This is a genomic window from Cohaesibacter marisflavi (genome assembly GCF_963665895.2).
GTDB lineage: Bacteria > Pseudomonadota > Alphaproteobacteria > Rhizobiales > Cohaesibacteraceae > Cohaesibacter > Cohaesibacter marisflavi.
This window is the reverse complement of sequence record NZ_OY762534.1, coordinates 768,451-780,436: the sequence shown is the minus strand read 5'-3', so window position 1 is coordinate 780,436 and position 11,986 is coordinate 768,451. Positions and strand designations below refer to the sequence as shown.

General features: G+C 52.3%; 11 protein-coding genes and 1 tRNA gene. 7 read left to right on the top strand and 5 right to left on the bottom strand.

The features are described from left to right. Positions 1 to 298 precede the first annotated feature (298 nt). Entirely contained in the window at positions 299 to 1,648 is a 1,350-nt protein-coding gene (gene tig, locus ACKPCT_RS04765) for a trigger factor (RefSeq protein ID WP_090071621.1), read from the bottom strand. 230 nt (positions 1,649 to 1,878) lie between these two features. Continuing rightward, positions 1,879 to 1,963 (bottom strand) — tRNA-Leu (locus ACKPCT_RS04760). Between the two features lie 313 nt (positions 1,964 to 2,276). Here ACKPCT_RS04760 and ACKPCT_RS04755 point away from each other — a divergent pair. Next, positions 2,277 to 2,810, top strand: a complete 534-nt coding sequence (locus ACKPCT_RS04755) for an AAA family ATPase (protein ID WP_319568537.1) — start codon at positions 2,277 to 2,279, stop codon at positions 2,808 to 2,810. Positions 2,811 to 2,865: 55 nt separating this feature from the next. On the opposite strand, the gene ACKPCT_RS04750 is transcribed toward ACKPCT_RS04755, so the two are convergent. Then, positions 2,866 to 4,503 (bottom strand): NAD(P)H-hydrate dehydratase, encoded by a 1,638-nt coding sequence (locus ACKPCT_RS04750; protein WP_244544661.1) that lies wholly within the window; start codon positions 4,501 to 4,503, stop codon positions 2,866 to 2,868. 685 nt (positions 4,504 to 5,188) lie between these two features. On the opposite strand from ACKPCT_RS04750, the gene ACKPCT_RS04745 reads away from it, so the two are divergent. From ACKPCT_RS04745 to ACKPCT_RS04735, 3 genes are all read left to right on the top strand, one after another. Further along, on the top strand, positions 5,189 to 5,527 hold the full coding sequence (locus tag ACKPCT_RS04745) for a P-II family nitrogen regulator (RefSeq protein WP_090071626.1): 339 nt from the start codon (positions 5,189 to 5,191) through the stop codon (positions 5,525 to 5,527). Positions 5,528 to 5,697: 170 nt separating this feature from the next. Beyond that, positions 5,698 to 7,107 (top strand): type I glutamate--ammonia ligase, encoded by a 1,410-nt coding sequence (glnA, locus tag ACKPCT_RS04740; protein ID WP_090071627.1) that lies wholly within the window; start codon positions 5,698 to 5,700, stop codon positions 7,105 to 7,107. A gap of 168 nt (positions 7,108 to 7,275) precedes the next feature. Then, positions 7,276 to 7,761 (top strand): hypothetical protein, encoded by a 486-nt coding sequence (locus ACKPCT_RS04735; RefSeq protein ID WP_090071629.1) that lies wholly within the window; start codon positions 7,276 to 7,278, stop codon positions 7,759 to 7,761. 27 nt (positions 7,762 to 7,788) lie between these two features. On the opposite strand, the gene ACKPCT_RS04730 is transcribed toward ACKPCT_RS04735, so the two are convergent. After that, on the bottom strand, positions 7,789 to 8,373 hold the full coding sequence (locus ACKPCT_RS04730) for a histidine phosphatase family protein (protein ID WP_319568536.1): 585 nt from the start codon (positions 8,371 to 8,373) through the stop codon (positions 7,789 to 7,791). A 54-nt stretch (positions 8,374 to 8,427) separates the two neighbouring features. Continuing rightward, positions 8,428 to 8,766, bottom strand: coding sequence for a hypothetical protein (locus ACKPCT_RS04725; RefSeq protein ID WP_090071634.1), 339 nt, complete (start codon positions 8,764 to 8,766; stop codon positions 8,428 to 8,430). A gap of 252 nt (positions 8,767 to 9,018) precedes the next feature. On the opposite strand from ACKPCT_RS04725, the gene parE reads away from it, so the two are divergent. The 3 genes from parE (at position 9,019) to ACKPCT_RS04710 (ending at position 11,966) form a co-directional block, all read left to right on the top strand. Next, positions 9,019 to 11,088: a DNA topoisomerase IV subunit B gene (gene parE, locus ACKPCT_RS04720; protein WP_090071635.1), complete on the top strand. Its 2,070-nt coding sequence runs from the start codon at positions 9,019 to 9,021 to the stop codon at positions 11,086 to 11,088. Continuing rightward, positions 11,078 to 11,473, top strand: a complete 396-nt coding sequence (locus tag ACKPCT_RS04715; protein WP_175528020.1) for a TIGR02301 family protein — start codon at positions 11,078 to 11,080, stop codon at positions 11,471 to 11,473. The genes parE and ACKPCT_RS04715 overlap by 11 nt, the downstream gene beginning before the upstream one ends. Before the next feature lie 214 nt (positions 11,474 to 11,687). Next, entirely contained in the window at positions 11,688 to 11,966 is a 279-nt protein-coding gene (locus tag ACKPCT_RS04710; RefSeq protein ID WP_244544662.1) for a hypothetical protein, read from the top strand. Positions 11,967 to 11,986: the final 20 nt, after the last annotated feature.

Below are 11,986 nucleotides of genomic sequence, written 5' to 3'. Positions count from 1 at the left end.
CCTTATGAAACGCGCAGTCTGGAACAATCGAGAATCACGAGAACGGATCTTTTTCATTCCATTAGCACTGCGACAATGAATATTTTACTGACAAATACTCAAAGAGTGGGGAATCAGCCGATCTTTATGCCGCTCCAAAATCCTATCTGGAAAAAGCGGGGCCTGACCAGTCTATTCACTTTCTAAAATGAATAGATATGGTTAAGCGGGATAAATTCAACATGTTGTAAACAACAAAGACGCCCACCGTCTAAAAACGGCAGGCGTCTCGATCTTCTGTCGAAGGAGTGGTCAGACCTTATTCTTCGTCTTCGGTGACCATTTTCTCCAGCTCTTCCTTGGTTACGGTCTTGTCTTCAACCTTCACCAACTCGAGCAGATAGTCGACAACTTTTTCTTCGAAGATCGGCGCACGAATGGAAGCCAGCGCTTCAGGAGTCTTCGTGTAATATTCGAATACCTGACGTTCCTGACCCGGGAACTGCTGAGCACGCTGCATGATGCCGCGCTGCACTTCTTCGTCGGAAACGGTGATTTCGTTTTTCTCGCCGATTTCGGAAAGAACCAGACCAAGGCGAACACGACGCTCTGCGATGGTTTTGTATTCTTCCTTAGCTTTGTCTTCGGTCGTATCTTCGTCTTCGAAGGTTTTACCAGCTTCATTCATTTCAGCTGTAACCTGACGCCAGATATTCTCGAATTCCTGTTCCAGAAGGGTTGGTGGCACTTCAAACTGATGCAGCTCGTCCATTTTGTCGAGCAGCTGACGTTTGACGCGCTGACGGGTCATCTGGCCATACTGGGAAACGATCTGGTCCTTGATCAGCTCTTTGAGTTTATCAAGAGATTCGATGCCAAGCTTGGTAGCGAATTCATCATCCAGTTCCAGCTCGCCCGGAGCCTGAACTTCTTTGACGGTCACTTCGAATTCGGCGTCTTTGCCAGCAAGATGCTCAGCGCCATATTCTTCAGGGAATTTCACTTTGACAACGGTTTCGTCGCCAGCAGCAAGGCCGACGAGCTGTTCTTCAAAGCCCGGAATAAACTGACCGGAACCGAGAACCAGCTGACCATTTTCATCAGCACCACCTTCAAAGGCTTCGCCGTCAATCTTGCCCAGATAGGACATGACAACGCGATCGCCATTTTCAGCTTTGCCTTCTTTGGTTTCGAAAGGACGGGAGCTTTCAGCGATCTGGCCGAGGCGTTCCTCAACTTCGCTATCTTCAACATCCACAACCGGACGCTCGACTTCAACGCCAGAAACGTCAGCCACTTCGATGGTTGGCAGCACTTCATAAATGATGGTGAAGTCCAGATCAGCCTGACCATCCATGATTTTAGCAGCTTCGGCTTCATCTTCGGTCAGTTTATACTGCGGCTGCATGGCCGATTTTTCGTTACGCTCTTCCAGAGTGGTCCGAGTGGTCTCGTTGATCAGCTCCTGGATGATTTCACCCATCAGGGCTTTACCATGCAGTTTACGGACATGAGATGCCGGCACCTTGCCTGGGCGGAAGCCGTTAATTCGGATCTGACCCTTGATTTCATCAATTTTGGCGACCAGCTTGGCTTCGAGATCAGAAGCAGGAACCACGACGTTCAGTTCGCGTTTCAGACCTTCGGACAGGGTTTCAGTGACCTGCATATCAATCTGCTTTCGTTCTTTGTCAAATTCAGTTTGGTTCGAGGCGCGCCAAACAGGTCGAACATTCCAACAGGTTCGGTGCGTCCAATTTCGTATCAATTTGCTGTCGTCAAACAGCCTCACGCCTATCACTAACAACAAAGACAGGCCGCGACGGGGAAAAGCCTTCCATCGTACGGCCTACACCTGTCTCCTCCTCTTTTCCAATTTGACCTGAAAAAGAGAAGCTATGGTACGGGTGGAGGGACTTGAACCCCCACGGCTCTCGCCACCAGAACCTAAATCTGGCGTGTCTACCAATTCCACCACACCCGCACAGCGCTGCGCCTGTTGCGCCAGCAAATCGAGCGGAGCCTCTATAACACCCGATATGGAAAGCGCAAAGGGAAATTCACAAAAAGTGCAAAATTCCCCACGGCGTTGGGGGTATTCGGTGAGATTTCGACAGAAATGATCTCTGCCGGCAGATGATCCACAGCGTAACAGGCCCCCTGCTCCATATTATCCACCTCAACCATTCACCCAGCAAAGCAAAAGGGATTGTCTAATGATAGCGGCGTAAACCAAGATATGTCCAAGGCTCCCCGATGTGCATCTTGGATCTCTAATAGACAAACGGAATGAGGCCATGCCTACAATCATTGTCATCAATGGACCTGCCGGCGTTGGAAAAAGCACAATTAGTGCGCAACTGGTCGGCGCGCTTCCCAATATGATCTCTATATCAGGGGATTGCTTGCGCTCCTTTGCTCCCGCCCATGCGCGCGCCCTTCTGGGCGCAGGATCGACCTATCGAGCGGCAGCCGCTCTGATCAACAGCTATCTGACAATGGGCGCAGAAATAGTACTGTTCGACTACATCTTCACCACATACGCACAACTACAAGACTTCCGGCACTTGTTGCCACCCGATGAAAGCTGCACATTCCATATTTTCACCCTGTGGGCGCCGCTCGCCACTGTCGAACAACGAGAAGCCACAAGGCAAAATCGCGAGCGGCTGGGTCCTCAAGTTCAAACCACCTACGAGGCCATAAGAAAAGCCCTACCCGCATTCAGTGATTCTCCGGACCACATCGTGTCCAACACGACCATCCCAGAAGACGCGACCAAACAGATTCTGTCCACCATCAAACTATCAGAGACATCCAAGATCATCTAGAGCAACAGACATGTGTCTAAGGAAGGGAGGAAGCCCTTCCTCTCGCACTAAAGCGTCAGTCATCGTCGCCGTAGCTCTCCAGATCCGGACCATTCTCATCTGGATCATAATCCTCAAACAGGGCTTCATAGACTTTTGGCAATATCTCGATGAGGTCCTCAGAGATAAGACCAGGACCGAGCGTGGCCCCGGCCTGACTATGCAACCATACGGCAGCTGAAGCAGCATCAAATGCCGGCATGCCCTGCGCCATCAAACCACCAACGATACCAGCCAAAACATCACCGCTCCCCGCTGTCGCCAGATACGGAATGCCTTGCGAGTGAATAACGGCATAACCATCCGGGCTCGCAACCACAGTGTCAGCGCCCTTGAGAATGATAACCGCTCCGGAACGCTGAGACGCCGCGACCGCACAATCAAGTTTGGAAAGCTGCTTCTCCTCCCTCATCCGATAGGAAAGATCCGGGAATAAGCGTGCGAATTCCCCCTCATGCGGGGTTAGAACCAGCCGTCCCGACTGCGCCGCTGGAGAATCACGCATCATGGCCATACTCATGGAGCCAGCCGCTACCCCTTCCGCAAAACAGGTTATTCCGTCGGCATCGAAAAGCAGCCCCATATCGAGTTCCAACGCCTGCTCAATCAAGCGCTGCTGATCGCCCCCCGTCCCGAGCGCCGGTCCGGCCACCAAAATATCACAATCCCGCTTGTCAAAGAGTCCATCCAGAGAACCGGCAATTTTCATTGGCTCGATCATGATGGAGGTCACGTGTTGCGCGACAGACTGAGCAGCCTCTTCCGGCGGGGCCAGAGTTACAAGACCGGCTCCGGCCCTCAGCGCTGCGCGGGCTGCCAGTCGCGCCGCGCCGCTATGCAAGGCATCTCCACTCAGCACGAGACAGTGACCCCGGTGAAATTTGTGATCTGCCAACCGCTCGGCCTGAATGACTTCCAGCGGCTTGAGCGCCTCTGGCCAGTTTCCCAACCACAGAGCCGGCCCATTTTCAAAGGCGCAACAGCCCGTCTCTTCAAGTACATCCGCATCGATACCAATATCGACAACAAGAATCCGCCCGCAGGAGGCTTTACCCGGATAAAGCAGATGGCCCGGCTTCTTTCGAAAGAAGGTAACGGTTTGGTCGGCCCGCACCGCCGCTCCACCGATCTGCCCGCTGGCCCCTTCGACGCCACTGGGCAAATCCACAGACAGAACCGGCAAGCCACTCATATTGAGCGCATCGATCAACTCAGCAATCTCGCCAGTCACTGGCCGATCCAGACCAGCCCCGAACAGGGCATCAATGACGATGTCAGAATCATCCCACAGGCTGGCAGAAAGCGCATAAACCTCATCGCCCCATTCTTCCGCAGCCTGACGTGCATCCCCCTTAAGGTCATCCACTTCCACAGAACAACCGATAATGACGCTCCAGCCTTCTTCTTCCAGAAGCTGCGCGGCAACAAAGCCGTCACCACCATTGTTTCCCGGCCCACACAGAATGCAGACCATGCCCGACGCCCCCGAACCGGTTTTCCGCTCCAGAAGGTCAATCGCAGCAGTGGCTACCGCTTGCCCTGCGCTTTCCATCAACTGGTAGCCGTCCACGCCCCCTTCAATGGTAAGACGATCCGCCTCCCCCATTTGCTTTGGCGTTAGAATTTCAATTGCGGTTTCACTCAGCTCAGACATCCCAGACATTCCTCAATAAGACGACCCTCCAGACATCTGGTGACAGGCCGCGGCAACACGCACTGCGAAGCACTTGACTCTCTTTGGGAATCTATAGCCAGAATTGCGAAACAACAATCACGCATTCCACAATTGCCCGTATTTATCGCTTTCTACAGATCACTCCCCGGCGCAAACAGCACCTCCAGTCCATCACCGGCTCCCCGTTAACAAATTGCCACAACAAAAGAGGCTGCAACGCTGCGTCAAACAGCCCCACAAAGCGCGACATTTAAGAGAGCAATCAGTGCCTTGATATTATGCAAAAGAAGGGTTTTTCGGAAAAAAGTGACCTAAAAGTGACCATTAAAGTCACCGAATTCGCCCCCTAGCCGAAAGATCTAATGATCAAAATTGCATCAATTGCCTATTTTTACATCATTTCATTTCCCCAAAATGCCTTAAAATTCGACCCTTGGGTACTGGTGAAGGACGGGATTTCCTGCTTTTATTCCGAACAACACAATTGGCACGTAGAATGCATAAATTTTCACAAACCGGAAAGCGGCTGAAGATGTCCCTTGGGGCTTCGGATGACTGAGGCAATCCGGCTCAAAAGTTAACCAGGGTGTGATTGGGCGTTTGCAGATCGATCTCTGGTTGATAGAGGCTCCAAAGCACAAATAGTTTGGGAAAGCGAACAGCCATGAAAAAGATCGAGGCAATTATCAAACCTTTCAAACTCGATGAAGTCAAAGAAGCTCTGCAGGAAGTTGGTTTGCAGGGTATCACAGTGATCGAAGCAAAAGGGTTTGGCCGGCAGAAAGGTCACACCGAACTGTATCGCGGCGCTGAATATGTCGTCGATTTTCTTCCCAAAGTGAAGGTCGAGGTCATCCTCGCCGAAGATCAGGTCGACGATGCCGTGGAAGCCATCCAGAAGGCAGCGCAGACAGGTCGTATCGGCGACGGTAAGATTTTCATCTCCACTGTTGAGCAGGCCATTCGCATTCGTACCGGTGAAACCGGCAACGACGCCATCTAAGACAAGAATACAAAGCCTCTGGCTCTCCCGGCCAGAGACTTACAAAAACACCTTCCAAGGGACAATAAAACACCTTCTAAGGGAACAGTTCAGACTCAAGTGGGAATACGGAACAACGGAGTGCAAGACGTTGGCCTTTTCCTAATTTACAGACAGTAAAGGATACTGGAATGAGCACACCAGCTGAAATCGTCAAGTTGATCTCAGATCAGGACGTCAAGTATGTTGACATCCGTTTTACCGACCCTCGCGGTAAATTGCAGCACGTAACCGTTATTGAAGACCAGGTCGATGAAGACTTCCTCGAAGAAGGCTTCATGTTTGACGGTTCCTCTATCGCCGGCTGGAAATCCATTGAAGCTTCTGACATGAAGCTGATGCCAGACTGCGCAAGCGCTTACATCGATCCGTTCTATGCAGAAAAAACGCTCTGCATTCACTGTTCTGTTGTTGAGCCTGATACGGGCGCTCCTTACGAACGCGACCCACGTGGCACCGCGGAAAAAGCTGAAGCATACCTCAAGGCTTCCGGCATTGGTGACGTTGCCTACTTCGGCCCAGAAGCTGAATTCTTCATCTTCGACGACGTTCGTTATGCCAACACCATGAACAAGGTTTCCTACGAAGTTGACGCAATCGACGCTTCCTGGAACACCGATTCCGAATACGAAACCGGCAACACCGGTCATCGTCCGGGCATCAAAGGCGGTTACTTCCCTGTGAACCCAACCGACTATGCTCAGGACATTCGTTCCGAGATGCTTTCCACCATGAAATCTCTCGGCATGAAAGTTGACAAGCATCACCACGAAGTGGCTTCTTGCCAGCACGAACTGGGCCTGATTTTCGATAGCCTCACCAAACAGGGTGACGAGCTGCAGAAATACAAATATGTCATCCATAACGTTGCTCAGGCATATGGCAAATCCGCCACCTTCATGCCTAAGCCAATCTATGGTGATAACGGCACCGGCATGCACTGCAACATGTCCATCTGGAAAGACGGCAAACCGCTCTTCGCTGGCGACAAATATGCTGATCTGTCCGACGAAGCCCTGTACTTCATCGGTGGTATCCTGAAGCATGCAAAAACCTTGAATGCTTTCACCAACCCATCGACCAACTCCTACAAGCGCCTGATCCCGGGCTTTGAAGCTCCGGTTCTTCGTGCCTATTCTGCACGTAACCGTTCTGGCTGCATCCGTATTCCTTGGACCGAATCTCCAAAGGCAAAACGCGTTGAAGCTCGCTTCCCGGATCCGTCCGCTAACCCGTACCTCTGCTTCTCCGCTCTTCTGATGGCCGGCCTTGACGGCATCAAGAACAAGATCCATCCGGGCGATGCAATGGACAAAAACCTGTACGATCTGCCTGCTGAAGAACTCGAAGGGATCCCAACCGTTTGTGGTTCCCTGCGTGAAGCCATCGAATGCCTCAAGGCTGACCATGACTTCCTGCTGGCTGGCGACGTATTCACCAAAGACCAGATCGACGGTTACATCGAACTCAAGGAAGAAGAAATTCAGCTGTTCGAACACACCCCGCATCCGGTTGAATTCGCAATGTACTACAGCTGCTAATTCCCAGTGCCTGGCGCCGCCAAGCACACTGGAAGCAAAATTAAGAAGGGCCGGTTTTTACCGGCCCTTTTTATTATCGCCGCCTCACTCAGTCCCTTTTACTCAGAGTTAAGCCAAGACTGCAACAATCAGAATCCTCATATTCTCTCACGTTATTGACAATCCAAGATGCGCCACCAAAAGCGAAGCCTGCAAAATGCCAGTCACAGCGAAGCACTGGAAAAACTCAAGGAATACAAAGATGTCAACATCCCACCGGTGGATAGTTTGGCTGGCATCGCCGAATTGTTCATTCAAGAAGCGGGCATAAACCTTACGGCCTTACCGATGCTCACCCAATCGCTACAAGGTCTCCAGAAAAAATCAAAGGATTCTCTTGGTGCCATCTGCGCATTTGACCTCCAGCATACTAAAGGCTTGTCCAGATTATCATTCATAGTCGAGACTGAGTGGAACTATCTGTTGTTAGAAACAATTGATCCGACCACACGCACTGTGTCCTGCCAACATCTCAAATTGAAGATCCATCTTGACGATCCAAAGCGAATGAAACGCGAGGGTCAAAAAATAGTCCAGGCCTTCAGAAAATTCAAAGGCTCCCGTCAAGGAACGAGCCTCCGTACTTACCTACGCAGATTGCTAGGTGGCAACTAAACCTGAGAGATTATTAGCCATAGAGCCTCAAGCCTCTTCCATTGCCTGCCAGCCATGGAGCATTTTGCGTGCGCCCCAGTCATAGGTGAAATAATATCCCGCCGGTGGCGGAGTAAATTCAGCCCCGATGCCCTGCCCGGCCAGATAGCAGAAGAGCAGCGCACCAACGCGCCCATGACCAACCATCAGTACATCTCCGCGCATGCCACTGGTCAGCACCCGTTCCATTGCAGAAAGATAGGCAGCTGCGATACGGTCCTGCGCATCCATAGCATCCTCGCCCGGTACCTCCCCCTGATCCTCATGTGCCGAAAAAAGCCGTTTCAATCGCCCCACCAAACCAAACTGAGGTAATGCGCCCGTCACCAGATTATCGCTTTCATCCATGTCCGCATCAATACTGGGAAGAATAGACAAGCGATCCCCTATAATGGATGCTGTCTGGCGAGTCATGGCGTGAGAACTGGAGAAAATATAGGACGTGCCATCCAGCAGGCCGCTATTTGCAAGAGCCTCGGCACGCGCACGCGCATCGTCATCAAGCGCACAGGCGCTCTGAGAAAGAGACAAATTGTCCAGACTTTGTGGGTGGATAAGGTATCGAACCAACATGAAGAATGCTCAACCGGTCGGGGCTGCGCACCAGATCGGCAAAACAGCACGGCCCTAGATCAAAAGGAAGAACAAGGCAAGAAAACATGTCGCCGTAGCATTAAGCCATGGGGACATACCTGAGACATCCTGATATTGCATCCGCGCTCTGTCGGCCCTGTAGAGGCTTGATTTCAACTCAAATACCGACGTTCGCAGATTGTCAATTTCAGCCTCAACCTGTTCCATGAAATATCCGTTTGTTTTGTCCCCATACGTTCCAAACTTAAGGGGCAAATAGTTAACAAAGATTAACCATGATTTGAAACTTTTCACACCTGTCCCGATCAGGTCTCGCTCACCAGCCACAAAAGAGCCCTGCATGCTCAAAGCACGCCAAACAGAGGGGCTCATGGCCCCCTTTCTGCTCGTAAAAGGCCTGATTTCTGCGAGGATTCACATTTCCTTGCAGCGAACACTTGACCAGTGCCCCTTAGCCAAAGACATTGTGGAAACGATTAAGAGCCTGATTCGCGCCGTTTATTGCGCATCATTCGCACTTGCGAACAGCCCGAAAACTGTTAAGACCGAACGAAAAGGATCGGTAGCGTTCATTTGTTCCGTTACCGAGCCCATACCTGTCCTGTCGGAAACGAAGAGTAGTCTATGTCTGCGTCTGACGATCTTTTTGCCTCTGTGCCAACACCCAAGGGCGGCACTCCCGCCCCCAAAGCCGCCCCTGCGGCTCCGGCCACCCCGAAACCAAAATCCGGGAACAATAGCCCGGCGTCGGTTCCTGGGGTAAAGGCCGACTATACAGCAGCAGACATTGAAGTTCTCGAAGGGCTGGAGCCCGTACGCCGTAGACCCGGCATGTATATCGGTGGTACCGACGAAAAAGCGTTGCATCACCTGTTTGCCGAGATCATCGACAACTCCATGGACGAAGCCGTCGCAGGCTATGCCTCATGGATTGAAGTTGAGCTTTTGCCGGACAACGTGATCACCGTCACAGATAACGGACGCGGCATTCCGGTCGATCCGCATCCGAAATTTCCCAACAAGTCGGCGCTGGAAGTCATCCTGACAACTCTGCATGCGGGCGGCAAATTCGATTCTGCCGTATATGAGACATCTGGTGGTCTGCATGGCGTGGGCGCATCCGTCGTCAATGCGCTTTCAGAGAGCATGGTGGTGGAAGTTGCCTCCAACAAGAAGCTCTATCGCCAGAGCTTCTCCCGCGGCATTCCTACCGGCGCATTGGAGCTGCTCGGCGACGTGCATAACAGGCGCGGCACCAAGGTCACCTTCAAGCCGGACCATGAGATCTTCGGCAAGAAACTCCGCTTCAAGCCAGAGCAGTTGCTCAATATGGCGCGCTCCAAGGCCTACCTTTTCGGCGGCGTTGAAATCCGCTGGTCCTGTGCACCGGAATTGCTGGAGCACAGCCCAGAGGTTCCACCAAAGGCAACCTTCCATTTCCCCGAAGGGCTGAAGGACTATCTGGCGGCCACCCTTGGCAAGACCAATCTTGTTACTCAGGAAATCTTCGCCGGCCGCACCGAAAAGTCAGCCGGTCACGGCGCCGTGGAATGGGCTGTTTGCTGGTTTGGTGGCGATGGCTTTTTCAATTCCTATTGTAACACCGTGCCAACTCCCGAAGGCGGCACCCATGAAAGCGGCCTGCGCACAGCCTTGTTGCGCGGCCTTAAAAACTATGCCGAACTGACCAGCAACAAGAAGGGCACCCTGATCACCGCAGACGATGTGATGACCAGCGCTGGCGCCCTGCTCTCGGTCTTCATTCGCGAGCCCGAATTTGTTGGTCAGACCAAGGATCGTCTCGCAACCACTGCCGCTACGCGCATTGTCGAGCAAGCCGTTCGAGACCAGTTCGACCACTGGCTGACCAATGCCCCCCAGCAGGCCAACCGCCTTCTTGACTGGGTCATTGACCGCGCGGAGGAACGTCTGCGTCGTCGCAAGGAAAAGGATGTCAGCCGCAAATCGGCCGTGCGCAAACTGCGTCTGCCGGGCAAGCTGGCCGACTGTTCGCAAAATGCCAAGGGCGACACCGAACTCTTCATCGTGGAGGGCGATTCAGCTGGTGGCTCTGCCAAACAGGCCCGTAACCGCACCACGCAGGCCGTTCTGCCATTGCGCGGCAAGATCTTGAATGTCGCCAGTGCCTCCAGCGACAAGCTCCACGCCAACCAACTGCTGGCTGATCTGGTTCAGGCGCTGGGCTGTGGCACCCGCAAAAACTACAATGATGACGATCTGCGCTATGATCGCGTCATCATCATGACGGATGCTGACGTCGACGGGGCCCATATTGCGTCTCTATTGCTCACCTATTTCCAGCGGGAGATGCCGCAACTGATCCATAACGGACATCTGTTTTTGGCCATTCCGCCGCTATATCGCATCAGTCAGGGCGGCAAGACGCTTTATGCCAGAGACGATATGCACAAGGATGAGCTGCTTGACAAGGAATTCAAGGGCAAGGGAAAAATCGAGATCGGGCGCTTTAAAGGTCTGGGTGAAATGCGGTCTGACCAGCTCAAGGACACGACCATGGATCCCAAGAACCGGACATTGCTGAAAGTTCAGATCGTTGATATGATTCCGGGACAAACGAAGGAAGTCGTAACCCGGCTGATGGGGAACAAACCAGAAGCCCGCTTTGAATTCATTCAGGAAAATGCCGAATTTGCGACCGATCTTGACATTTAACGCAAAGGCTTCGGCCTTTCTGCTTATCATGACAGCCGCATTTTGCCTTTCGCCCTTGCCGGGGAGAGCTGCCGACAACAATCTGCCCCCTTATGAGCAGAATCTCAGACGTTTGAGCTCAATCGTTGGCGCTCTCATGTATCTTGATCCTTTATGCAACGGCAGCGATCCCAAAGACTGGTATTTTCAAATGGCAGCCTTGCTGGAAGCCGAAAATGCCGACGACGCCCGAGCGCGGCAACTTAAAGATCACTTCAACAAGAGTTACCTCGCCTACTCAAAGACTTATAGAAGTTGCAATGATCAGGCCCGCAAGGCAACCCGCCTTTATCACACCGAAGGCCAATCCCTGCTCGCAACGCTGAAGCTGAAACACGCGCGTTAACCATATAGGTTAAATCCTCAGGAAAACCTTAACCTTTCGGCAAGGAATTGCCCGCAGATCCGCAGAATCTGCTATCCCTTGGATATTGATAACAGAATCAACATCTTGGGATTCCACCCGCGACACCGCGCGTAAGCCTCGATAAAAATGGCCCGCGTCTTGCGATAAAATCCCCGGATAAAGACAAACACTCGTTCCGAGGAGACGCGCATCTATGGCCGACCAAACAATCGTGAATCAAGGCTCTGCCCCGGAAAAAGACATGCGCGAAATCGACAAGCAGAAGCAGCAAGCGCTGTGTATTCTTGGCGATTTATGGGATCAGGCGTCTGATGACGGCATGAATATCGATTGTCTGGCGCACGCAGCCCTGTTTCAGGCACTCAGCAGCCTCGTTCTGGCATATGGCGAAGAAACCGTTGCTGAATTCTGTTCGGATTTGCCAGACCGTATTCTTTGCGGCGACTACACACTAGATCGGCGCATTCAGTAAAAATCGCAGCAAGCCCGACC

Bases quoted from the DNA above. Each gene is read 5' to 3' on its own strand.
- tig (WP_090071621.1), bottom strand. From the start codon at position 1,648: ATGCAGGTCACTGAAACCCTGTCCGAAGGTCTGAAACGCGAACTGAAC.
- ACKPCT_RS04755 (WP_319568537.1), top strand. From the start codon at position 2,277: ATGCCTACAATCATTGTCATCAATGGACCTGCCGGCGTTGGAAAAAGC.
- ACKPCT_RS04750 (WP_244544661.1), bottom strand. From the start codon at position 4,503: ATGTCTGAGCTGAGTGAAACCGCAATTGAAATTCTAACGCCAAAGCAA.
- ACKPCT_RS04745 (WP_090071626.1), top strand. From the start codon at position 5,189: ATGAAAAAGATCGAGGCAATTATCAAACCTTTCAAACTCGATGAAGTC.
- glnA (WP_090071627.1), top strand. From the start codon at position 5,698: ATGAGCACACCAGCTGAAATCGTCAAGTTGATCTCAGATCAGGACGTC.
- ACKPCT_RS04735 (WP_090071629.1), top strand. From the start codon at position 7,276: ATGCGCCACCAAAAGCGAAGCCTGCAAAATGCCAGTCACAGCGAAGCA.
- ACKPCT_RS04730 (WP_319568536.1), bottom strand. From the start codon at position 8,373: ATGTTGGTTCGATACCTTATCCACCCACAAAGTCTGGACAATTTGTCT.
- ACKPCT_RS04725 (WP_090071634.1), bottom strand. From the start codon at position 8,766: ATGAGCCCCTCTGTTTGGCGTGCTTTGAGCATGCAGGGCTCTTTTGTG.
- parE (WP_090071635.1), top strand. From the start codon at position 9,019: ATGTCTGCGTCTGACGATCTTTTTGCCTCTGTGCCAACACCCAAGGGC.
- ACKPCT_RS04710 (WP_244544662.1), top strand. From the start codon at position 11,688: ATGGCCGACCAAACAATCGTGAATCAAGGCTCTGCCCCGGAAAAAGAC.